This window comes from Oceanicella sp. (assembly GCF_056449545.1).
Genome location: NZ_JBWOMN010000001.1, coordinates 14,652 through 37,383 on the forward strand (window position 1 = coordinate 14,652; position 22,732 = coordinate 37,383).

The window sequence follows — 22,732 nt, forward strand, 5'->3', positions numbered from 1 at the left end:
GCGCGGCGTGGCCGTGGCGTGATGGGGGCGTGATGGGGGCGGGCGCGCCCTAGGTCATCCCGCCGCCAAGCGCCAGAACGCCAACCGCCATCAGCAGCACGATCCCCACCTCCATGGCGGCGAGCTTCAGCTGCGCGCCGCGCAGCAGCGCCACCGCGGTGGCGCGGGCGGCGGGGTCGCCGTAGCTGGCGGCGATCACCTGGCGTTTCAGCACGCTGATCTGCTGGCGCGCCGGTTCCGTGGTGAACAGATAGACCCCGAGCACCAGCAGGAACAGCGCCAGGGGCGCCTCGGCGCCGGGCGCGGCCAGCTTGAACAGCCCCGCGACCGCCAGCGCCATCCCCAGCAGCATCACCAGCAGGAAGCGCCAGGAATGACGGAACGCGCCTTCCTTGCGCACCTGCGCCGCCTCGGCGGGGTCGACCCGGGCCTTGCCGCTGCATAACGGACAGCGCTGGCCGGCCAGGATGGTCCACGCGGCGCGCATGGCGAAGGCCGCCACCACCCATTTGGCCATGGGGTCGGCGCCGATGGCGTCGAGGATGTTCATCAAGCCGTTCATGAGGTCCGCTCCCCCGTCCGCCGGACGGTCTTGTTGTCGCTCAAGCCTCTAATGTGGCGTTTGCCGCGAGTTCATCAAGAACCCGCGTCCATGTCTCGGGGCTCTGGGCGCCTTGCAGCGCGTATTTGCCGCCGATGATGAAGGTGGGCACGCCGCTGACGCCCATTTCGCGGGCCTTGGCGTCCTCGGCGCGGGTCTCGGCGAGATCGGCGTCCGAGGCCAGCAGCTTCGCGATCGCCTCGCGGTCCATGCCGGCGCCGTGGGCGGCGTCGGCGAGGATCCGGTGATCCGAAATGTCCTCGCCCAGCAGGAAGTAACGCCGGAACAGCTGGTTGACCACGGCGGTCTGATTGCCCGCGGACTGCGCCCAGCGGATCAGGCGATGGGCGTCGATGGTGTTGGGGGTGCGCGCGATCTTCGCGAAATCGATCTCCAGCCCGGCCTCGGCGGCGGCGCGCTCGATGGCGCCGTAGACCTTTTCGGCCCCGGCCTTGCCGCCGAACTTGGCCTCCAGATAGGCGCGCCGGTCCATGCCTTCGGGCGGCATGTCGGGATTGAGCTGGAAGGGCCGCCAGCGCAGGTCGAAGGCCAGCGCGCCGCGTTCGCCGGCGCTTTCCAGCGCGCGATCGAGCTTGGCCTTGCCGATGCAGCACCACGGGCAGATCGGATCCGAGATGATGTCGAGCGTGATCATGGGCGCCATCCTAGCCTGTTGCGCGGGCGCGGGGTGGCGCCGGGGCGGAAACGCTGCGTTTCCTGTTTCGGGACGGTCACGCGGGCGCGTCGCGGCGATGGGCGTCGATCAACGCGGCCCGGCGCAGCTTGCCGTTGGCGGTGCGGGGCAGGGCGTCGACGAACACCGCCTCGCGCGGGCGCTTGTAGGGGGCGAGCCGTTGCGCCGCGTGGGCCAGCAGCGCCGCGGCGTCGCGCGCGGCGCCGGGCCGGGCCACGACGAAGGCGGCGATCACCTCGAGATCGGCGCGCACCGGCAGCGCGGCGACCGCGACCTCGGCCACGTCGGCGTGGGAGGCCAGCGCCTCCTCCACCTCGCCGGGATCGACCCGGTAGCCGAGCGCGTTCATCACCTCGTCGGCGCGGCCGCGATGGGCGACATAGCCGTCGGACTCCATCGCCGCCAGATCGCCGGTGAGAAACCAGTCGCCCCGCCACGGGGCCTCGCGCCGCCAGTAGCCCAGCATCAGCCCCGGATCGCGGCGTGACACCGCCAGCCGCCCGGTCGCGCCCACGGGAACCGGGCGCAGATCGTCGTCGAGCACCGCCACCCGCCGCCCCGGCTGCGGGCGCCCGGCATAGCCGCGCCTGACCGGGGTGTCGGGCGAGGCGGAGACATAGGTGGAAATCTCCGACATGCCCAGCGCCTCGAACAGCGGGCGTCCGGTGGCTTCGGTCCAGGCGTCGCGCAGCGCCTCGGGGGTGCGCTCGCCCGCGGTCAGCCCGTGGCGCAGGGATGTCAACCCCGACAGGTCGGCGCCCGATTTCAGCAATTGCCGGTAGACCCCCGGCGCGGCGGCGAAAATGGTGGCGTCATGTTCGCGCAGCAGCCGCGCCCAGACGCCGGGATCGCGCGCGCCGGTCGCGGCGTGGATGATCGCCGAGGCCCCCGCCGCCCACGGGTCGCTCAGCCCGGCGCCCAGCGTGTAGGTCCAGTTGAACGCCCCCGCATGCAGCACGCGGTCCTCGGGGTCCAGCCCGTACCAGCCGGTCCATATCATGCGTCGCGCGAAGGCGCTGCGTTGGGCGTGCAGCACCCCCTTGGGCCGCCCGCCGGTGCCCGAGGTGAAGATCAGGAAAGCCGGATCCTCGGCCCCGGTGTCGGCGTAGTCCCCCGGCGGCGCGGCCATCAGCCCGGCGGTCGCCCGGTCGCCCATGACCCGGCAGTCGAGGCCCGATGCCCCGGCCCGCAGATCGTCGGCGCAGATCGCCAGCGCCGGCTCGGCCTCCCGCCCCAGGGCGGTCACCTCGCCGGCGGTGAGCCCGGTTGAACTGGGGATCGGCACCGCGCCCGCGGCGATGGCCCCGAAGAACAGCGCCGGAAAGCGGGGCTCGTTGCCGATTCGCAGCAGCACCCTGTCGCCCTGCCGCACCCCGGCGCGGCGATACCCTTCGGCGGCGCGGCGCACGGCGTCGCGCATCTCGCCATGGGTCCGGCGCAGCGTCGCCCCGCCGCCGGTCACCGTAAGCGCGATCTTGTCCGCCGGGGCGCCGTTTTCCAGCGTGTGGCGGGCCATGTTGAAGCGTTCCGGGCAGGGCGGCGGCGGGCCGAGGTCGAACAGGCTTTGCCTCAGCGGCGGGACGGAGATCGCATCACGGGTCATGGGCGCCTGTCTAGGGCGCCTCTGGCGTGGTGAAAAGCGGTCGCGCCTCTGGCGCGGTGAAAAGCGGTCGCGCCTCTGGCGCGGTGAAAAGCGGTCGCGCCTCTGGCGCGGGCGGGATCGCCGCCCGCGCCCGTTGCGGCGCCGCGCGTCAGGCGGCGCGGCGTCGGCGCCGCGCCATCAGGCCGATGCCGCCAAGCGCCGCGGCCAGCAGCGGCAGCGCCTCGGGCAGCGGCACCGCGGCGATGCGGATGGTCGCCACCGAGAACCCGCCCGGATCGCTGAGGAAATTGATCTGCGCCGCGTCGAGCGTCTGCCCGTTGGGCAGCACGGTTCCCGCGAAGCCAAGCAGGCTCTGCCCGGGGGTCACCACCCCGCCCTCGACCGCGCCGTCGGCGATGTCCTGCCCGGGCACGAAGGCGGGGCCGTTGTTGGGGAAGTTGACCTCGGTCGCGGCGTCCCAGATCGACGCGCCGGTCACCTCGATGGTCTGATCCCCCAGAAACGCCCCGCCGGCGGAAAAGATCCGGTAGGCGAGCGGATCGTCATTGCCGATGAAGGTGTCGTTGGAGGGCAGGACCATCGACAGGAAGGTGAGGTAGTCATTGGCCCCGGCTTCGACGTTGAGCCGGATGCTGGCGGATTCGCCGGGTTCGATCACCGGCGCGCCGGGAAACCCGGCGGGCGCGAGGATGACGCCGCCGACGCTGTCCGGCTGCACCGCCAGCCGTTCGGCCTGGATCACCGAGGGATCGCCGAACTCGGCCAGCCGCTCGATCCCGGGCGAGGCCACCGCGCCGTTGTCGAAGGCGTCAAAGCCCCCGGCGTGGAAGGCCACGTAGAGCGGCGTCAGCGTCAGCCCGCCCGTCGTGGCGGTGTTGGTGACGGTGACGCGGATCGTTAGCGCCTCTGCGGCGCCGGCGCTCAGCGCCGCGGCGCAGAGGACGGCGGCGACCAGTGGTTTTGCAAACATGTTCGTTTCCCTTGGGTTGCGGAAATGGGCTGCGCCCCTTCCGGTGCGTCTGGTTGAAATGCGATGCTGCGGAGACCCGGCAAAAAACGCACCGAATCGCTCATGCGCGAGCCCCACACGCTCTGCACGCCGCCGCGCAACGAAAATGCCGTGAACAGTCCGTTTCTGAAATAAACATTAGTACACGAAAAATTGCGCGGGCCGTGCGGGCGCCTTCACCCTGCGGTCATCGGAGCGGCGAATCTGCGGCGGATTCGGGGCGGATTCGGGGCCGATCCGTGGCGATCGCCGTTTCCCGCCGCCTGATCGCGCCTGATCGCGCCCGATCGTCAGGCCCCGGGCGCCGCGTCCCAGCCCCGCCGGCGGCGCAGGTCGCGGCAATGCCCGAGTATGGCGTAATCGGCGGCGTACCAGTCGCGCAGCGCCGCGACCGCCGCCGCCGACAGCGGCTTCGCCGGGGCGCCGCGATGGCTGCGCTTTGCGCTGGCGGTCAGCGACAGCCCGGCGGGCGCGCCGATCAGGCGTTTGAACTGCGCAAAGCACTCGCCCAGATTTTCCTGAAGGCCGATCAGCAGGATGTCGTCCTCGCGGGCGGCGATTGCGGCCGGGTCGCCCAGATAGTCTTGCAACGTGTCGCGCACATGCTGGATGCCGCGCATCGCCGCCTCCGCCGCCGCGCGGGCGTCGGGATCGGCGGCGACAAGCGCCAGCGCCAGGTCCTCGGGGGTTTCGAAGCGTTTGAAAGCGGCCTCTTCGGCATGCCGCCATGGCTGGAAATTCAGCGGCATGCCCATGCGCTTGCGGCTGTTGAAGGCGCTGACGAAGCGGGACGCGGGGTCGCGCAGCACGAACACCGCCTTTTCGCCGACCGGCACATGCGTCAGCTTGAAACCGTGATCGTGGAGCCTGAGATTGCAATTCAGGCGCCATCTTTCGTGGCGCAGCGCCTCCTTGATCGCGGTGCCGCCGGTCTTGCCGATATGCAGGAAATGCACCGGCGCGCCGCCGGCGAATTTTTCGACCAGCAGGTTTTCCGTGCGGTTGCGCAGTTTCCGCAGCGCCCTCCAGTCCGTGCGGCGGCGCAGGCCCCGTTTCAGCCGATCGATGCTCAAACCGCCTTGCATGGGGGCGCTCCAACTGGATTTTTTCGACAAGACCCGGAAATCATTCGAAGCCAGGGGGTGGCGTTGGGAGCGCGGCGCGCCAGAGAACATTCATCGACTATCGTATGGAAATCGTTCATTTTCAACCCGGAGAGCGACTCCGCGCAAGTTCACCCGTATCCGGGTGTCGCGGGATCAGGAAAACATCGCCCGCAGATCGATGCTGGAGCGTTGCCCCAGATTGCCCCAGTTGTCGCGCAGAAAATCATCCATCGCCGCGCGCCCCGCCGCCTTGAGATTGCACAGCAGCGTCCAGTCCGGCTGCGCCTTGGTGGCGACGCCGAGCTTGGTCATGATCGCGTCATCCATCACCGAATGGATCAGGATGCGCTTCATGGACCCCGCTTCCAGCCGCCCGTCCTCCAGCAGTCGGGACACGAAATCCACCGCCCGCAATTCGCGCAGCAGCGAGGAATTGAAGCTGATTTCATTGACCCGGTTGAGAATGTCGCGGGCGGTGCGCGGGATGTCCTCGCGTTCGATGGGATTGATGTGGACGATCAGCACATCCGCCGATTCGGTTTCGTGAAACAGCGGAAACAGCGCCGGATTGCCGGTGTAGCCGCCATCCCAATAGGCCTCGGTGCGACCGGTTTTCGGATCCTCGATCTCGATCGCCTGAAACATCGTCGGCAGGCAGGCCGAGGCCAGCAGCGCGTCGACGCTGATCTCGCGCTTGCTGAACACCCGGATCTTGCCGTTGCGCACGTTGGTGGCCCCGACGAACAGCTGCGGCGCGCAGTCCCGGCACACCAGATTGAAATCCAGCTCCCGCGTGAGCAGATCGCGCAAGGGGTTCAGATTGAAGGGATTGAGTTCGTAGGGCGAAAACATCCGGCTGAGCGCGTCGCCCACGTGATAGCCGGGGCTGGTCTCGATCACGTCGGCCAGCGCGTCGGTGCTGGGGTTGAAGGCGCGCACCCATTCCAGCATCGGATTGGCCGGGCCGCGCCCCATGCGCGCGATCGACCCCCAGAACCCGTCAAGCGCGGCGCGCGCGCCCTCGCGCCCGCCCGGGTCGCCGCTGGAATCGGTGCGCAGCAGCCCGGATTTGAAGGCGGCGGCGTTCATCGCCCCGGCCGAGGTGGCGGTGACGCCCTCGATCTCCAGCCGCGTTTCGTCCAGCAGCCGGTCCAGCGCGCCCCAGGTGAAGGCGCCATGGGCCCCGCCGCCCTGCAGCGCCAGGTTGACGGTCTTGGTTTGGTGAATCGCGGCCATGCCGGCGCCGCCCCGCTACAGCGCCGTCCAGCCGCCATCCACCGATATGGTCGTGCCGGTGATCTGCGCGGCAGCATCCGAACACAGGAAGGCCACGGTGCCGCCGAGCTGCTCGACGGTGGCGAAATCCTTCGAGGGCTGGCGCGCCAGCATGACCTCGCGGATCACCTCCTCGCGGCTCATGCCGTATTCGGCCATGGTGTCGGGGATCTGCGCCTCGACCAGCGGGGTCAGCACGTAGCCCGGGCAGATGGCGTTGCAGGTGATCGGCTCCTCGGCGGTTTCCAGCGCCGTGACCTTGGTGAGCCCGACAACGCCGTGCTTGGCCGCCACATAGGCGGATTTGAACGGCGAGGCGGTGAGCCCGTGCGCCGAGGCGATGTTGACGACCCGCCCCCAGCCCTGCTGGCGCATCAGCGGCAGCGCCGCGGCGGTGGTGTGGAATGACGAGGACAGGTTGATGGCGATGATGGCGTCCCATTTCGCGGTCGGGAAGGCGTCGATCGGGGCCACGTGCTGGATGCCGGCGTTGTTCACCAGGATATCCACCGCCCCCAGCGCGCCCGCGGCCTGTTCCACCAGCGCCCGGCACTGGTCGCCGTCGGACATGTCGGCCTGGACATAGATGACGCGGGCTCCGGTCCCGGCGGCGATCTCGGCCGCCAGCGCGTGGTCCTCGGGGCGGTCGGTGAAGGAATTCAGCGCCACGTTGACGCCGAGCTTCGCCAGTTCCCGCGCCACCCCCAGCCCGATGCCGGAGTTGGACCCGGTGACGATGGCGGTTTTTCCCTGCAAAGACATGATGCGCCTTTCCTCGATGGCCAATAGGATCGCCGGGGCGGCGCGCCGCCCGCGTGCCGGGCCTGTCTACGCAGTCGCGGCGAAAAAGGCGAGCCGATGCCGCGCCGCACGCGCGGCAGGCGCGCGACGGGCGCGCGGCGGGCGCGTGTCGGGCGGGCGGCAGGCGGGCGGCGGGCGCGCTGGGCGGGCGCGCGACGGGCGGAGGCGCGATGATCGGCGTTCAGGAGGCGCGCCAAAAAAAAACGCCCTCCGAAGAGGGCGTTGAGTGTTTGAGGCAGGTTTCATACAGGCAAGAAACCTATCGAGCAGTGGTGGCAGGATACGGAAACAAGCCTCTGCCGCGCAAGAAAAAACTTTGCGCCGCCAATGCGGGGCGAGAGTGCGGCAACTCTGCCACGGGGCGCCGGGCGACAGGTGACGGCGGCGGTTGAGCGGGCCGGAAAAGGGACAGGCGGAACATGCAGGGAATGCGGTTGGCGTTGGCTTTGGCGCTAGGTCTGGGGGCGGCGCCCATATGCGGCGGCGCCGCCATGGCGGCGGAACACGGGATCGCGATGCATGGCGAACCGGCGCTGGCGCCGGGATTCGCCGCGCTGCCTTACGCGAATCCGGACGCGCCGCGGGGCGGGCGAATCGTTTTCGGCGAAGTCGGGGGATTCGATTCGCTCAATCCCTACGTCATCAAGGGCCGCGCGCCCTGGGGGGTGCGCACCCACAGCGTCGAATCGCTGATGGGGCGCAGCTGGGACGAACCCTTCACGCTGTACGGCCTGCTGGCCGAAAGCGTCGAGACCCCGCCCGACCGGTCCTGGGTCGAATTCACCCTGCGCGCGGCGGCGCGGTTCTCGGACGGCTCGCCGGTGACGCTCGACGACGTGATCTGGTCCATGGAGACCTTGGCGGAAAAGGGGCGCCCGGGGTATCGGAGTTCATGGAAGAAGATCGCGCGAGTGGAACGGCGCGGGGATCGCGCGGTGCGCTTTCATTTCAACGCCCCGGACCGGGAGATGCCGCTGATCCTCGGCCTGCGCCCGATCCTGAAGCGGGCGCGTTTCGAGGGCCGCGATTTCGCCGAGTCGACGCTGGAGCCGCTGATCGCCTCGGGCCCCTATGTGGTGGCTGATTTCGAACCCGGGCGATTCATTTCGTTCAAGCGCAATCGCGACTACTGGGGCGACGGGCTGGGCTTCAACGCCGGGCGCAATAATTTCGACGAGATCCGCTACGAGTATTTCAAGGACGACAATTCGCGCTTCGAGGCCTTCAAGGCCGGCGTGGTCACGGTGTTTCGCGAGGGCGACCCGGTGCGCTGGATCGAGGGCTATGATTTCCCCGCGGCGCAGCGCGGCGAGGCGGTGAAATCCGAGATCCCCAACAAGCGCCCCACCGGCATGACCGGCTTCGTGTTCAACGAGCGCCGGGCGATCTTCGCCGACCGCCGGGTGCGCGAGGCGCTGGCGCTGGCCTTTGATTTCGAATGGGTGAACCGCACGTTGAACCGCGACGCCTACAAGCGGATCCGGAGCTTTTTCGACAATTCGCCGCTGGGGTTCTCGGGGCCGGCGACGGGGCGCGAGGCGGCGCTGCTGGCGCCCTTCGCGGCGGATCTGCCGGCGGGCGCGCTCGACGGCGGTTTCGCCTGGCCCGTGACCGACGGGTCCGGGCGCAACCGGCGCAACCTGCGCAAGGCGCGCGCGCTGCTGGAGGCGGCGGGCTGGAAAGTGCGCGACGGGGTGCTGCGCAACGCGCAGGGCGCGCCGTTTCGCTTCGAGATCCTGCTGCGCGGCGGATTCTACGAACCGGTCTCGGCGGTGTTCGTCGACGGGCTGAAGACGCTGGGCATCGAGGCCGGCATCCGCAGCATCGACTCGGCGCAGTATCAGCGGCGGCTGACGGATTACGATTACGACATGATCGTCAACGGCTGGGCCATGTCGCTGAGCCCCGGCAACGAACAGCGGTTCTACTGGGGATCGACGGGGGTCGAGACCCCGGGCACGCGCAACTACATGGGCGTCGCCAGCCCGGCGGTCGAGGCGGCGATCGATGCGTTGCTGGCGGCGCGGGACGCGGCGGATTTCATCGCCGCGGCGCGGGCGCTCGACCGGGTGCTGACCACCGGGATCCACGTGATCCCGCTATGGCATTCGCCGGTGTCCCGGGTGGCCCATCGCGCCGATCTGCGATATCCGGCGCGCATCCCGCTTTATGGCGACTGGACCGGGTTCCTGCCTGACGTCTGGTGGCAGACGCCATGATCCGGCGCCGCCGAGGGCGGCGGCCGGGGCGTGCCTCAGCCCAGGATCAGCACCGCCGCGAGGGTCCACATCAGCGCGCCGACGCCGAAATCAAGCCAGCGCCAGGCGGCGGGGTCGGCGAATGCCGGGGCCAGCAGGCGGGCGCCGTAGCCCAGCGCGAAGAAGAACGCGAAAGAGGCCAGCGTCGCGCCGCCGCCGAAGGCCAGCCGCGCCGATCCCGCGAACTGCGCCCCCACCGCGCCGATCAGCGCCAGCGTGTCCAGATACACATGCGGATTGAGCCAGGTCAGCGCCAGCGTGGTCAGCAGCGCCGCGCGGCGGGTCATGACCGGGGGCGCGCCCCCGACGGGCAGCGAGGCGCCGGTCGCGGCGGCGCGAAACCGCAGCGCGCCGTAGACGAACAGAAACGCCGCGCCCCCCCAGGTCATGGCGGTCAGCATCCAGGGGACGCCTTGCGCCAGCGCCCCGAACCCCGCCACCCCGAGCGCGATCAGCACGGCGTCCGACAGCGCGCAGATCAGGCAGATGGCGAACACATGTTCGCGCCGCAGGCCCTGGCGCAGCACGAAGGCGTTCTGGGCGCCGATGGCCAGGATCAGGCTGATGCTGGCGCCAAACCCGGTCGCTGCCGCGCCGAACACTCCGGCTCAGACCTTGGCGGGGGGTTTTCGCGAAGGCGGGCGGGCGGCGGGCTTCTTCGCCGCCCCCTTGGCGGCGCCCCGCGTCGCGACGGTCTTGCCGTTGCCCGGGGGCTTGCTCGCCGCCTTCATCTGCGCGGCGCGCTCCTCGGGCGTGGGCGGGATCACCAGCCCGGCGGAGATCACCAGCTTGGCGGCCTCCTCGACGCTCATGTCCAGCAGCACCACGTCCTGCACCGGCACGAACAGCAGGAAGCCCGAGGTGGGGTTTGGCGTGGTCGGCAGGAACACGCTCATCATCTTGTCGTCGGGGGTCTTGGCGAGGATCTCCCCCCGCGTGTCGGTGGACACGAAGGCGATGGCCCAGAGATCCCGGCGCGGGTATTCGATCAGGCAGGCGTGCTGGAACGAGCTTTTCGACTGGCTCAGCACGGTCTCGACGATCTGCTTCAGGGCGTTGTAGATCGACCGCACGATGGGCATGCGTTCGACCCAGCGTTCCGCCAGATGCACCAGCTGGCGGCCGAACAGGTTCTTGGTCAGCGAGCCCACCAGCGCCGTGAACAGCACGAAGACCACGACGCCGAAGCCGGGGATGTCCGTGCCCAGATAGGTGGACGGATTGTAGGCGGCGGGCACCCAGGGCACGATCTGGCGATCCACGAAGGTGATCACCGTCCAGATCAGGTAGATGGTCAGGATCACCGGCGCCACCAGGATCAGCCCGGTGAGGAAGTTGCTGCGCGCGCGTTGCCAGAGCGAGCGGCGGGGCGCCGGCTTGCGCCGTCTGCTGCGCTTTTGCGTGGCCATGGATCGGCTCCGTATCATGTGAAGCGCGATCAGGCGCGGGGCCCGGACGCGGCGTTTCGATCTCGATGCGTATCCGTTACCTAATAGCCCCGGGCGCGTTCGACAACATGCAACAGCGGCTCGCCCCGCGCCGCGCGGGCGATCTGCGCCACCAGCGCCGCGGCGGCTGTGTCCGGGCGGGTGGCCGAGGCGATATGCGGGGTGACGGTGATCTTCGGGTGGTCCCAGAAGGGATGCGCGCGGGGCAGGGGTTCGTCGCGAAACACGTCGAGCGTGGCGTGGGACAGCCGCCCCGCGTCAAGCGCCGCGATCAGCGCCGCGTCGTCGATCAGCGCGCCGCGCCCGGGGTTGAGCACCGCCGCGCCCCTGGGCATCAGCGCCAGCCGCTCGGCGTTCAGCAGGTTTTCGGTCGCGGCGGTGCGCGGCAGCAGCAGCACCAGAATCTCCGCCCTGGCCAGCGTTTCGGCCAGCGCCCCGGGGCCGGACAGGCATGCGAGTCCGGGGATGGTCCTGGGGCTGCGCGCCCAGCCGGTCACCTTGAAGCGCAGCGCCGCAAGCGCGCGCGCGGCGTCGGCGCCCAGTTCGCCCAGTCCCAGGATGCAGACCCGGCGCTGGCGGGCCAGCGGCGGGTGATCCTGCGGCCAGTCGCCTTTGGCCATGGTCAGGTGGCGGTCCATGCCCAGATGATGGCGCAGCACATGCCCGACGACCCATTCGGTCATGCCCTCGGTCAGCCCGTGTTCGACCATGCGGGTCAGCGGCGCCTTCAGGGTCGGGTTGGCGATCATGGTCTCCACCCCGGCCCACATGTTGAGCGCGGCGCGCAGCCGGGTGTAGGGGGTGAAATCCTGCACCGGGCCCTCGGGGCTGCAGATGATGAGATCGACCTCGGCCGGGGCCGTCTCGGCCGGATCCATGACCAGCCGCATGTCCAGCCCGGCGGCCCGCGCCGCCTGATCCAGATGCGCGCGCCAGACCGCGCGCTGCGACGGGGGGCCGCCGAAAAGAACGGTGAGGGTCATGGCGCGGGCTCCGGGCGTCGATGGGCTGAAGGGGGAATGCGGCGGCGTGCGGTCAGCGCGGGCGGTGGACATGGGCCGACTGGATCAGCCCGAAGGCGATCAGCAGCACCAGCATCGCCGAGCCGCCATAGCTGACCAGCGGCAGCGGCACGCCGACCACCGGCGCCAGCCCGGTCACCATGGCCATGTTGACGGCGAAGAAAAAGAAGAAAGTCGCGGTCAGTCCGCCGGTCAACAGCGCCCCGAAGCGATTGCGGTTGGACATCATCGACAGGGTGCAGAACAGCACGATCAACCCGTAGAGCGTCAGCAGCGACAGCCCGCCCACATAGCCGAATTCCTCGGCCAGGGTGGTGAAGATGAAATCGGTCTGCTTTTCGGGCAGGAAATCCAGCCGGCTCTGGGTGCCCTGCATGAAGCCGCGTCCCGACAGTCCGCCGGAACCGAAGGCGATCTTGGACTGGGTGATGTGATAGCCGGCCCCCAGCGGGTCCTGCGACGGGTCGAGAAACACCTCGATGCGGCGGAACTGGTAATCCTTGATCAGCTGCCAGTCGGTTCCGCGCGAATACATCACCGCGCTGACCAGCCCGACGATGGCGGCGATCGCGGCGGCGAAATACCACAGGCTGACCCCGGCGAGAAACATCACCACCCCGCCCCCCGCCGCCAGCAGGATCGCGGTGCCCAGATCCGGCTGCTTGAGCACCAGCGCCATGGGCAGGCCGATCAGCGCCAGCGGCGGCAGCAGCCACAGCGGGTGCGAGGTCCGGTCCCGCCCCAGCCAGTCGTAATACCGCGCCAGCGCCATCACCAGCGCCACCTTCATCAGTTCGGAGGGCTGCAGCTGCATGAAGCCGAGATCGATCCAGCGCTGGGCGCCCATGCCGGTGGCGCCGATCAGGTCCACCGCCACCAGCAGCCCGACCCCGCCCAGATAGGCCAGCGGGGCCATGGACCGCCAGAACCGCACATGCACCATCGCCACCGTCATCATCAGCACCACGCCCATGGCGAAGCGGATCATCTGCCGGCTCGCCCAGGGATCGAAGGAGCCGCCGGCCACGGAATACAGCATCAGGAAGCCGATCCCCGACACCGCGCAGATCAGCAGCGCGATCGCCCAGTTGAAGCGCAGCAGCTTGCCCGCGAGCGTCAGCGGCGCCTCGCGCGGGTGCAGCCCCGCGGCCATCAGGCGCGGCTCCGGCCGGGATCGCGGCGCGGCGCGCCGCCGGGCGCCGGCGGGGCGGCGTCGGGATCGGGACCCCGGCCGGGGTCGCGATCGGGGCGGGGCGTCGGGGGGCGGATGCGCTGTTCCATGATCTTGCGCCGCTCCGCCTGCGGATAGGCGGAGAGCGGCGGCTCGCCTTCCCACAGCGCGCGCATCATCACGTCGCGCGCGATCGGGGCGGCGACCGAAGACCCGCCGCCGCCATGTTCGACCACCACCGCCACCGCGTATTTCGGCGCGTCAAAGGGGGCGAAGGCGACGAACAGCGCGTGGTCGCGGCGCTTCCAGGGCAGGTCGCGGTTGCGGATCACCCCGGCGGCGCGTTCGGCCTTGGTGATGCGGCGCACCTGCGAGGTGCCGGACTTGCCGGCCATGCGCACGTCCTCGGCGACGATGCGCATGCGCCGCGCGGTGCCGCGCGACCCGTTGACCACGCCATACATGCCGTCGCGCACCATGCGCAGATGCGCAGGATTGACGTCAAGCGGCGGCGCCGAGGGCGCCGGCAGCAGCTGTTCTTCGCGTGCGCGCACCAGCCGCGGCGCCACCGCGCGCCCCGAGGCGATGCGCGCGGTCATCACCGCCAACTGCAGCGGCGTGGCCAGCACATAGCCCTGGCCGATGCCGGAATTGATGGTGTCGCCGATGCGCCACGCCTGGTCGTAGACCCGCCGCTTCCAGTCGGTGGAGGGGATCAGCCCGCCGCGCAAGGCGGGCAGCGGCAGGTCGGGCTTCACCCCCAGCCCCAGACGCCGCGCCATGCCGGCGATGGCGTCGATGCCGACCCGCTTGGCGGTCTCGTAGAAGAACACGTCGCAGGATTGGGTGATCGCCTCGTCGAGCTTGAGCTTGCCATGGCCGCCGCGCCGCCAGCAGTGGAAGGTCTGCTTGCCGAGCTTGTAGCGCCCGTTGCAGAAAATCCGTTCCGCCGGGTCCAGCACCCCGGCCTCCAGCGCCGCCAGCGCCACGGTCATCTTGAAGGTGGAGCCCGGCGGGTACTGGCCCGAGGCGGTCTTGTTGGCCAGCGGGCGGTAGGGGTCGTCCATCAGCGCCCGCCAGTTCTTGCTCGATATGCCGAACACGAACTGGTTGGGGTCGTAGCCGGGCGACGAGGCCATGGCCACCAGATCCCCGGTGGCGATCTCCACCATCACCACGGCGGCGCTTTCGCCGTCGAGCCGTTCCATGGCGTAGCGCTGCAGGGCGAGGTCGGTGGTGACCTGGAGGTCGGCGCCCGGGTCGCCTTCCCGGCGGTCCAGTTCCCGGATCACCCGGCCCAGCGCGTTCACCTCGATGCGGCTGATCCCGGCGGCGCCGCGCAGCGGGGTCTCGGCGCGAAGCTCCAGCCCGGATTTGCCGATCTGGAAATCCGGGATCTCCAGCAACGGGGTGCGGCCCTTGTCGGCCTTCAGCTCGCGCTCGCTCACCCGGCCCACATAGCCGATGACATGGGCGAGGGTGTCGGCCTCGGGATAGTAGCGGGTCAGGCCGACCTCCACGTCGATGCCGGGCAGGGCGGGGGCGTTGGCGTTGACCCGGGCGAACTGGTCCCAGGTCAGGTTCTCGGTGACCGCCACGGGCACGAAGCGGGCGGTGCCGCGCATCTTGCGCAGGACCTTTTCGCGTTCTCGATCGGTGATCGGGATCAGCAGCGCCAGCTTGTCGAGCACCGCCTCCACGTCGCCGGCCTGTTCGCGCACGATGGTGATGCGGTAGTTCTGCCGGTTGAGCGCCAGCGGCGCGCCGTTGCGATCGAATATCTGCCCGCGCGCCGGGGGCAGCAGGCGGATGTTGATGCGGTTTTCCTCGGCCAGCAGGCGGAATTCGGCGGATTGCTCCACCTGAAGCTGGTGCATGCGCCAGCCCAGCACGCCCAGCATCCCGGCCTGCGCCCCCAGCAGCATCAGCCCGCGCCGGGTGATCGCCGGGTTGCCGAAGCGGCCGCGATTGGCGTCAAAGCTCATCGCGGATCCCCCCGCGGGGCGTCGGTCTGGGAATCCCGGCCGCGCTGCAGGCCCACATAGCGCAGCAGCGCCGCCACCAGCGGGAAACTGGCGACGGTCAGCAGCCAGCGCTCGGCGAGGTCGATCAGCGGCGGCGGGTCGGCGAAGCTCAGCAGCATCAGCAGCCACGGGATCAGCAGCGTCGCGCCGGCGCCGAGGCCGGCGGCCAGCCAGTCGCGCCAGACGCTGCGCGCCAGCCCGTGGCGGCGCGCCTGACGGGCGCGCAGCTTCAGCGCCTCGTAGGTCAGCATCAGCCCCAGCGCCCCGGCGCCCAGCGGGCCGCCGAGCAGGGCGTCCTGGATCAGCGCCAGCGCGAACACCGTCAGCGGCCCCGCCACGTCGGGGCGGCGCAGCGCGAAGAACGCCAGCACGCAGTAGAACAGGTCCGGCGAGCCCGCATCCGCCGGGCGCAGCCCCAGCGGCGCCAGCTGCACGATCAGCGCGGCGAAGCCGGCCGCCAGCAGCACGACGCCGCCAAAGACGTTGTCGATGGTTTTCGACGCGTCGCTCATTGGCCGCCCTGCGCCAGCGGCTGTCCGCCCGCGTCCGTCTGCGGGGCGCCCGGGATCGGGGGCTGAGGCGCCGGCGGGGCCGGGCGGCGGTCGATCAGCCCGCCGGGGCGGTCGATCTCGGTTTCGGGCGCGTAGCGCAGCACTCGCACGAATTCCAGCCGGGCGAAATCCGCCGACAGCCGCGCGCGCGGCGTCCCCGAGGCGCCGACCACCGCCATGCCCACCGGCACGTCGGGCGGGAACACCCCGCCGTCGCCCGAGGTGACGATGCGATCGCCGGGGGACACGCCCTCGGGGTCTTCGAGGAATTCCAGCTTCGGCGCGCCGGTGGCGTCGCCGCCGAGGATCGCGCGCCGGCCCGAGGGGCGGATCAGCACCGGAATGCGGCTGGAGTAATCGGTGACGAACAGGATGCGCGCGGCGTGCCGCCCGACGCCGACCACCCGGCCCACCAGCCCGGCGCCGTCCACCACCGCCGCGCCGTCCTGCACCCCGTCGCGATAGCCGACATTGACCAGCCCGGTCTGCAGGAACGGCCCGCCGGAATCGGCGATCACCTCGCCGGTGATGAAGCCGGCGGCGGGCGCCAGGCGCACGTTGTTGAGCGCCCGCAGGCTGGCGTTTTCCTGTTCGCGCTGCTGGGCCACCTCGCGCCAGGCGCGCAGGCGCTGGATTTCGCGGCGCAGTTCGGCGTTCTGCTGGTAGACCCGGGTGATCTTTTCGTAATCGGTGAACAGGTCGCTCATGAAGCGCGCCGGCCCGGCGGTCCATTCCATGGCCGGGCGCAGGGCCTCCACCGCCGACATGCGCAGGCGTTCGGCGCGCGGGTTGTCGATGCGCCACAGCACGAACGTCGCCAGCAGCGCGAGGCTCAGCACGAAGACCAGCACCCGGCGCAGGGCGCGGGTCATTTCCTTGCTGCGAATGCGTCCGTCGCTGCTCACGCAGGATCTCCGTCAGGCCCGGCGCGGGGGCCGGGTCGCGCCTCCCGAACTCGCCTTCAGCGCGAATCGGGGCGCCGGGCGGTTCAGGACTTGTAGCTCAGAATATGCATGAGGTCCTTCTCATGCTCCAGCGCCTTGCCGGTGCCCAGCGCCACGCAGCTGAGCGGCTCCTCGGCCACGGTGATCGCCAGCCCGGTCTGTTCGCGCAGGGCCAGATCCAGATCGCCCAGCAGCGCGCCGCCGCCGGTGAGCATCACGCCCCGCTCGACGATGTCGGCGGCCAGGTCCGGGGGGGTGGCCTCGAGGGCGCTCATCACCGCTTCCTTGATCGCCTGCACCGGTTCGGCCAGCGCCTCGGCGATCTGGCCCTGGGTGACCTCGGTTTCCTTGGGGATGCCGGTCATCAGGTCGCGGCCGCGGATCTCCAGCGATTGCCCGCGTCCGTCCGAGGGCATGCGCGCGGTGCCGATGGCGGTCTTGATTCGCTCCGACGTGGCCTCGCCGATGAGGATGTTCTGCTTGCGCCGCAGGAACGAGATGATCGCCTCGTCCATCTTGTCGCCGCCCACCCGCACCGAGCGCGCATAGACGATGTCGCCGAGGCTGAGCACCGCCACCTCGGTGGTGCCGCCGCCGATGTCCACCACCATGGATCCGGTGGCCTCGGTGATCGGCATGCCGGCGCCGATGGCCGCCGCGATCGGTTCGGGGATCAGCGCCGCGCGGCGCGCGCCGGCGGCCATGACGCTTTCGCGAATGGCGCGTTCTTCCACCGGCGTCGCGCCGTAGGGCACGCAGCAGATGATCTTGGGCGAGGCCCAGGAGCCGCGCTTGTGCACCTTGCGGATGAAATGCTTGATCATTTCCTCGGCCACGTCGAAATCGGCGATGACCCCGTCGCGCATGGGCCGAATCGCCTGAATCGAGCCCGGCGTGCGGCCAAGCATCAGCTTGGCGTCCTCGCCCACGGCCAGGACCTCTTTCTTGCCGTCCTTCACCGCGAAGGCCACGACCGAGGGTTCGTTCAGCACGATGCCCCGGCCCTTGACGTAGACCAGCGTGTTCGCCGTGCCCAGGTCAATCGCCATGTCGGACGAGAACGCGCCCAGAATGCTGCTCAGCATCTATTTGTCCTTTTAGCGCGGTCCGACCGTGCTCGCGCCAGTGAATGAGGCCGAAGCCGACCCCGGCATCGGGCCGTGTCGGGCCAGATCTGGGATCGAGGTTCGGATCGGTGTTGGGCTTTGTATATAGAGAGCCGGGCAGACCGTCGCAAAAGGATTCTTCGCCGGAGCGGCTTCGCCTGTCGCCCGCCGCCGCCAGTCGCGGCGGATCGGGGCGCGGGCCCGCGGATCCGGGCCGGGCGGGGCGTTCGCGGCCGCGGCGGACTCGACAATCTCGCAGTGCAGCATAGACTTGCGACGTGGATGCGCGGGGCTGGCGGGCGCGCCGACGAGGGGATCGCAGGTGGTTGGAATGACGATGAAGACCGACGGGGCCGCGGGGGCGAAATCCGCCGCCGCCGGCGCGGCGCGTGATCGCGCCGCCGGGCCCGCGCCGCGGCGCATCGCGGTGATCGGCGCGGGGGCCTGGGGCACGGCGCTGGCCCTGGCCGCGGCGCGGGCCGGGCGCGACGTGCGGCTGTGGGCGCGGTCGCGGCAAACCGTCGCGACGATCGCCGAATCGGGCCGCAATTCGCCCTGTCTGCCGGATCATCCGATTCCCGCGCGGGTTGAGGCGACCGCCGATCTCGCCCACGCCCTGGACGGGGCCGGGGCGGCGGCGCTGGTCATCCCCTCGCAGCATCTGCGCGGGGTCTGCGCCGCGCTGGCGCCCCATTGCCCGCCCGACCTGCCGCTGATGATCTGCGCCAAGGGGGTGGAGGCGGGCACGCATCTGCTGATGGCCGAACTGGTCGCGCAGGAACTGCCCGGGCGCCCCTGCGCCGTGCTTTCGGGACCGAGCTTCGCGGTCGAGGTCGCCGAGGGCCTGCCCACCGCCGTCACCATCGCCGCGCATGACCCGGCGCTGGCGGCGCGGCTGGCGGCGGCGTTCGGGTCGCGCAGCTTTCGCCCCTATGTCTCGGACGACGTGACAGGGGTGGAGATCGGCGGCGCCGCCAAGAACGTCATCGCCATCGCCTGCGGGGTGGCCACGGGGCTGGGGATGCGCGCCAACACCCGCGCCGCGCTGATCACCCGCGGGCTGGCGGAGATGCAGGCGCTGGCCGCCGCCATGGGCGCGCGGGCCGAAACGCTCGCCGGCCTGTCCGGGCTCGGCGATCTGGCGCTGACCTGTTCCTCGGAACAGTCGCGCAACATGGCCTTCGGCAAGGCGCTGGGCGAGGGCGGCGACGCGGCGGCGCTGCTGGCGCGGGGGCGCGCGGTGGTGGAGGGCGCGGCGAATGCGGTCTCGGTCACCGATCTGGCCCGCGCCCATGGCGTGGAGATGCCGATCTGCGAGGCGGTGCGCGCGGTGATCGAGGACGGCGCGCCGCTGGACGCGGCCATCGAATCGCTGATGACGCGGCCGCTGCGCGGCGAACCCTGATGCGACAGGCTCTGGAGCCCGCCGCGCGCGGGCGATAGGCTGCGCGAACCATCACGCCAGCGAGGGAATCCAGCCCATGAGCGCCACGCCCACCGACGCGATCCTGCGACGCGACAAATTCGATCTGCCCGAGGGCGTGATCTATCTCGACGGCAATTCGCTGGGCCCGCTGCCGCGCCACGTGCCCGCGCGCCTTGCCCGCGCGGTCGAGGCCGAATGGGGCGGGCTGCTGATCCGCGGCTGGAACGCGGGCTGCGACGGGCTTGGCTGGCTCGACCTGCCGGCCCGGGTCGGCGATCGGATCGCGGCGCTGATCGGGGCCGAGGCAGGCCATGTCATCGCCGGGGATTCGACCACCGTCAACGTGGTGAAAACCCTGTCGGCGGCGCTGCGCCTGCGCCCGGGTCGCAAGATCATCCTGTCGGACAGCGGCAATTTCCCCACCGATCTTTACGCGGCGCGGGAACTCGCCGCCGCGCTGGGGCAGGGGCATGAACTGCGCGTGGTCGCGCCCGAGACGGTGGCCGGCGCCATCGACGACCGCGTCGCCGTGCTGATGCTGACGCAAATCGACTACCGCAGCGGCCGGCGCCACGACATGGCGGCGCTGACCGCGCTGGCCCATGACGCCGGCGCGCTGACGCTGTGGGATCTGGCGCATTCCGCCGGGGCGCTGCCGGTGGATCTTGCCGGGGCGGGCGCCGATTTCGCCGTGGGCTGCGGCTACAAATATCTCAATGGCGGCCCGGGCGCGCCGGCCTTCGCCTATGCGGCGCCGCGCCACGCGGACCGGATGGCCTCGGCGATCGCCGGCTGGATGGGCCATGCGGCGCCTTTCGAATTCGACCCGGCCTACCGCCCCGCCCCCGGCGCCGACCGGCTGCGGGTCGGCACCCCGCCGGTGCTGTCGATGATCGCGCTGGAGGCGGCGCTGGAGCTTTGGCAGGACATTGACATGAACGCCCTGCGCGCGCGCTCCATCGCGCTGACGGACCTGTTCATCGCCGAGGTCGAGCGCCGCTGCGCCGGCGAGGGCCTGACGCTGGCCAGCCCCCGGGATGGCGCCGCGCGCGGCTCGCAAGTGTCGTTTCGCCACCCCGAGGCCTACGCGGCGATGCAGGCGCTGATCTCGCGCGGGGTGATCGGCGATTTTCGCGCGCCCGACGTGATGCGCTTCGGCTTCGCGCCGCTCTACGTGAGCGAAACGGACGCGCGCGACGCGGCGGCGCATCTGGAGACGGTCCTGAAGCGCCGCCTGTGGGATCGCCCCGCGTTCCGGGTGCGCGCCAAGGTGACGTGAGTCGCGCGCGCCGGCGCAAATGCCCTTGCAACACCCCGGCGCGCCGGTATAAATCCCCGCACCGGAGAGGTGGCCGAGCGGTCGAAGGCGCACGCCTGGAAAGCGTGTATAGGGGCAACTCTATCGCGGGTTCGAATCCCGCTCTCTCCGCCATTGTCCTGTGAGGAATTTTTCTCCGTCCCCGCAGACCCCAAGTTTTCCCCTTGTTTTCAAGGGTTAAGCGGGCCGGCCATTCACCTTCGACCGCGCGAAATGCCTAAAATCGGTCTCTCCGGGCCGTTATTCTCTGAACCTCATGACTGCGGTGATTTGATGAATTTTTCGCAACGTAGTGAAATCACATCATTATTTTGTAACGCAACCTGAACACTTCGATGGCGGTCGCGTTTGCCGACAATCGACCCGGGTCGGACGTTCGCCAGGTGCCGGTTCACTTCGCTTCCAGCGATCCAGGTTGGTGCAATCAGTCGACAGGAATGCCGTTGGTGCTGGAGCATTCGGCCGCTGTAATTTCCCGCTCGCCAAGTTCGATCATGTCGGTGCCGTTGCGAAGCCACTTTGACAGGACCTCTGTCGCGTCTTCGACCTGCTCCAGTTTTCGCAACGCGCATTCCCATACCGTTGCGACGCGCCAGCCGGTCTCGAGGAGTGAGTCCCGCACCGCGATGTCCCGCGCAACGTTGGCCGAGAACTTGGCCTGCCAGAACTCCGGGCGCGTGGCGGGAGTCGTGGCATAGCGGCACCCCTCATGCCGATGCCAGAAGCATCCGTGCACGAATACGACGGCCCGGTACCTTGGCAGCACGAGGTCGGGGCGGCCGGCGACGTTCTTCGCATGCAGGCGATAGCGGAAGCCGCAGGCGTGCAGCGCCCGGCGCAATACGCGTTCCGGCTTCGTGTTCCTGCCCCTGATCCCGGCCATCATCCGAGAGCGGGTCTGTTTGTCTACGATATCTGTCACGTGCACCCTGGTCTTTGTTCTGGAACCTGGTATACACCGGCTGAATGAATTTCGTCAGGAGTCTGATTTGCCTTCCACTTTCGGCATCGTCGATCTGTTTGCTGGTCCGGGAGGACTTGGCGAGGGCTTTGCCTCCCTCGTCCAAGAAGGCCATGCGCCGTTCAGGATCCGGATCTCGGTCGAGAAGGAGGCATCGGCTCACCGGACTCTGAGGCTGCGCGCGTTCCTGCGCGAGTACCGGGCGCGTAACGGCGCCTTGCCCGACCAGTTCATCGATTTCCATGCGGGGCTTGTCCCCGAGCCGGATTGGTCCGAGGTCGACGCCGAAGCGTGGCAGCTAGCCATTGATGAGGCTCGTGCACTCGAACTCGGCACTGAGGCTGCTGCGACGGCTATTGACGGTGCCATCGCGAAGCTGCGCAAAAACCATGATGATACGATTCTGATCGGCGGACCGCCCTGTCAGGCTTATTCCCTGGTGGGGCGCGCCCGGGCGAAGGGCAAGATCGGCTATGTGCCTGAAGAGGATGAGCGGCACTACCTGTTCCGAGAGTACATCCGCGTGCTCGACAGGCTTCGTCCCGCCGCTTTCGTGATGGAAAACGTCAAGGGCATGCTGTCCTCGACCGTCGAAAGCCGACTTGTCTTCGATATGTTGATGGAGGACCTGTCCTCGCTTGGTACGGGCAAAGATCATCACTACGAGCTGTTCGCCGTCCGGCTGGAAAATGGAAAAGCCAGCCTGCAAGAAGTAGCGCGACCGTCTGATTTCATTGTGCGCGCCGAGGAATTCGGGGTCCCGCAACGGCGCCACAGGGTGATCATCGTCGGAATTCGGTCCGACCTTGCGGGCAAGGCTGCGCGCGCCGGGATTGCCGTCTCGGGCCTGACGCGAACGGTCAGTGACGTGATCGGGACCATGCCCGACCTGCGCAGCGGCATCAGTCGTGGTCGAGACGATTCATCGGCGTGGCAAAACGAGGTTGTCGAAGCGGCGAAACTCCTGGCCAAAATCCACAAGGGGAAAGAGAACACTCCGCTTCGGGAGGCGTTCTCATCCGTTGCCAAGCGAATGAAGTCGGGAGCGCCGAGCCGTCGGACTTCGTCATGCCTGCCGGATGGCTATGGCACCTCGAACGATGAACTGCTGCGCTGGCTCGAGCGGCCGGACCTGCGTGCCATTGCCCAGCACGAGACGCGCGGGCACATGGCGTCAGACTTGGGGCGGTATCTGTTCGTGTCCGCATTCGGGCAGGTGCATCGCTACAGTCCCAAGGCCGCAGACTTTCCGCCGGAACTGTATCCGGATCACCGGAGTTGGAGCACCGGCGCCTTCAATGACAGGTTCAGGGTCCAGCTTGCGCACGAGCCCTCGACGACCATCACCAGCCACATCTCGAAGGACGGGCACTACTTCATCCACCCCGATCCGGCCCAGTGCCGCAGCCTGACG

Annotated in this window: 20 protein-coding genes and 1 tRNA gene; 5 read left to right on the forward strand and 16 right to left on the reverse strand. The window is 69.6% G+C overall.

Features of this window, described 5'->3' with window-relative positions; all coding sequences use genetic code 11:
• Positions 1 to 49 precede the first annotated feature (49 nt).
• The 7 genes from AC1HC7_RS00065 to AC1HC7_RS00095 form a co-directional block, all read right to left on the reverse strand.
• Positions 50 to 562 carry a hypothetical protein gene (locus AC1HC7_RS00065; RefSeq protein WP_479496634.1) on the reverse strand — a complete coding sequence of 171 codons (513 nt, stop codon included), beginning with the start codon at positions 560 to 562 and terminating at the stop codon, positions 50 to 52.
• Positions 563 to 602: 40 nt separating this feature from the next.
• Positions 603 to 1,256, reverse strand: a complete 654-nt coding sequence (locus AC1HC7_RS00070; RefSeq protein ID WP_479496635.1) for a DsbA family oxidoreductase — start codon at positions 1,254 to 1,256, stop codon at positions 603 to 605.
• Positions 1,257 to 1,332: 76 nt separating this feature from the next.
• On the reverse strand, positions 1,333 to 2,898 hold the full coding sequence (locus tag AC1HC7_RS00075) for an acetate--CoA ligase (protein WP_479498519.1): 1,566 nt from the start codon (positions 2,896 to 2,898) through the stop codon (positions 1,333 to 1,335).
• A 148-nt stretch (positions 2,899 to 3,046) separates the two neighbouring features.
• A complete protein-coding gene (locus AC1HC7_RS00080; protein WP_479496637.1) occupies positions 3,047 to 3,868 on the reverse strand; it encodes a spondin domain-containing protein in 822 nt (273 codons plus the stop codon).
• Between the two features lie 329 nt (positions 3,869 to 4,197).
• Positions 4,198 to 4,992 carry a hypothetical protein gene (locus tag AC1HC7_RS00085; RefSeq protein ID WP_479496638.1) on the reverse strand — a complete coding sequence of 265 codons (795 nt, stop codon included), beginning with the start codon at positions 4,990 to 4,992 and terminating at the stop codon, positions 4,198 to 4,200.
• A gap of 174 nt (positions 4,993 to 5,166) precedes the next feature.
• Positions 5,167 to 6,249, reverse strand: a complete 1,083-nt coding sequence (locus AC1HC7_RS00090; protein WP_479496639.1) for a patatin-like phospholipase family protein — start codon at positions 6,247 to 6,249, stop codon at positions 5,167 to 5,169.
• A 15-nt stretch (positions 6,250 to 6,264) separates the two neighbouring features.
• Positions 6,265 to 7,050, reverse strand: a complete 786-nt coding sequence (locus AC1HC7_RS00095) for a 3-hydroxybutyrate dehydrogenase (RefSeq protein ID WP_479498520.1) — start codon at positions 7,048 to 7,050, stop codon at positions 6,265 to 6,267.
• 530 nt (positions 7,051 to 7,580) lie between these two features.
• On the opposite strand from AC1HC7_RS00095, the gene AC1HC7_RS00100 reads away from it, so the two are divergent.
• A complete protein-coding gene (locus AC1HC7_RS00100) occupies positions 7,581 to 9,308 on the forward strand; it encodes an extracellular solute-binding protein (RefSeq protein WP_479496641.1) in 1,728 nt (575 codons plus the stop codon).
• Between the two features lie 35 nt (positions 9,309 to 9,343).
• Here the strand turns inward: AC1HC7_RS00100 and AC1HC7_RS00105 are convergent, their stop codons facing one another.
• The 8 genes from AC1HC7_RS00105 to AC1HC7_RS00140 all read right to left on the reverse strand — a co-directional run bounded on the left by AC1HC7_RS00105 (position 9,344) and on the right by AC1HC7_RS00140 (position 17,592).
• Positions 9,344 to 9,949, reverse strand: a complete 606-nt coding sequence (locus AC1HC7_RS00105; RefSeq protein ID WP_479496642.1) for a LysE/ArgO family amino acid transporter — start codon at positions 9,947 to 9,949, stop codon at positions 9,344 to 9,346.
• 6 nt (positions 9,950 to 9,955) lie between these two features.
• The gene (locus AC1HC7_RS00110; RefSeq protein WP_479496643.1) at positions 9,956 to 10,756 is read right to left on the reverse strand and encodes a DUF502 domain-containing protein; all 801 of its coding nucleotides are present in this window, start codon (positions 10,754 to 10,756) and stop codon (positions 9,956 to 9,958) included.
• 80 nt (positions 10,757 to 10,836) lie between these two features.
• Complete coding sequence (locus AC1HC7_RS00115; protein WP_479496644.1) at positions 10,837 to 11,778, reverse strand: NAD(P)-dependent oxidoreductase; 942 nt, start codon at positions 11,776 to 11,778, stop codon at positions 10,837 to 10,839.
• A 52-nt stretch (positions 11,779 to 11,830) separates the two neighbouring features.
• The gene (gene rodA, locus AC1HC7_RS00120; RefSeq protein WP_479496645.1) at positions 11,831 to 12,970 is read right to left on the reverse strand and encodes a rod shape-determining protein RodA; all 1,140 of its coding nucleotides are present in this window, start codon (positions 12,968 to 12,970) and stop codon (positions 11,831 to 11,833) included.
• On the reverse strand, positions 12,970 to 14,973 hold the full coding sequence (gene mrdA, locus AC1HC7_RS00125) for a penicillin-binding protein 2 (RefSeq protein ID WP_479496646.1): 2,004 nt from the start codon (positions 14,971 to 14,973) through the stop codon (positions 12,970 to 12,972). Before mrdA ends, rodA begins: the two co-directional genes overlap by 1 nt.
• Positions 14,970 to 15,524, reverse strand: coding sequence for a rod shape-determining protein MreD (gene mreD / locus AC1HC7_RS00130; protein ID WP_479498521.1), 555 nt, complete (start codon positions 15,522 to 15,524; stop codon positions 14,970 to 14,972). The genes mrdA and mreD overlap by 4 nt, the downstream gene beginning before the upstream one ends.
• Positions 15,521 to 16,468, reverse strand: coding sequence for a rod shape-determining protein MreC (gene mreC, locus AC1HC7_RS00135; protein ID WP_479496648.1), 948 nt, complete (start codon positions 16,466 to 16,468; stop codon positions 15,521 to 15,523). Before mreC ends, mreD begins: the two co-directional genes overlap by 4 nt.
• A gap of 83 nt (positions 16,469 to 16,551) precedes the next feature.
• On the reverse strand, positions 16,552 to 17,592 hold the full coding sequence (locus AC1HC7_RS00140; RefSeq protein ID WP_479496649.1) for a rod shape-determining protein: 1,041 nt from the start codon (positions 17,590 to 17,592) through the stop codon (positions 16,552 to 16,554).
• A 352-nt stretch (positions 17,593 to 17,944) separates the two neighbouring features.
• On the opposite strand from AC1HC7_RS00140, the gene AC1HC7_RS00145 reads away from it, so the two are divergent.
• The 3 genes from AC1HC7_RS00145 (at position 17,945) to AC1HC7_RS00155 (ending at position 20,471) form a co-directional block, all read left to right on the forward strand.
• The gene (locus AC1HC7_RS00145; RefSeq protein ID WP_479496650.1) at positions 17,945 to 19,018 is read left to right on the forward strand and encodes an NAD(P)H-dependent glycerol-3-phosphate dehydrogenase; all 1,074 of its coding nucleotides are present in this window, start codon (positions 17,945 to 17,947) and stop codon (positions 19,016 to 19,018) included.
• Positions 19,019 to 19,094: 76 nt separating this feature from the next.
• Positions 19,095 to 20,318: a kynureninase gene (gene kynU / locus AC1HC7_RS00150; RefSeq protein WP_479496651.1), complete on the forward strand. Its 1,224-nt coding sequence runs from the start codon at positions 19,095 to 19,097 to the stop codon at positions 20,316 to 20,318.
• 63 nt (positions 20,319 to 20,381) lie between these two features.
• Positions 20,382 to 20,471, forward strand: a tRNA-Ser gene (locus AC1HC7_RS00155).
• 310 nt (positions 20,472 to 20,781) lie between these two features.
• Here AC1HC7_RS00155 and AC1HC7_RS00160 read toward each other — a convergent pair.
• Positions 20,782 to 21,279 (reverse strand): very short patch repair endonuclease, encoded by a 498-nt coding sequence (locus tag AC1HC7_RS00160; protein ID WP_479498522.1) that lies wholly within the window; start codon positions 21,277 to 21,279, stop codon positions 20,782 to 20,784.
• Between the two features lie 67 nt (positions 21,280 to 21,346).
• Here AC1HC7_RS00160 and AC1HC7_RS00165 point away from each other — a divergent pair.
• The coding region (locus AC1HC7_RS00165) for a DNA cytosine methyltransferase (RefSeq protein WP_479498523.1) at positions 21,347 to 22,732 on the forward strand (1,386 nt) is incomplete at its 3' end.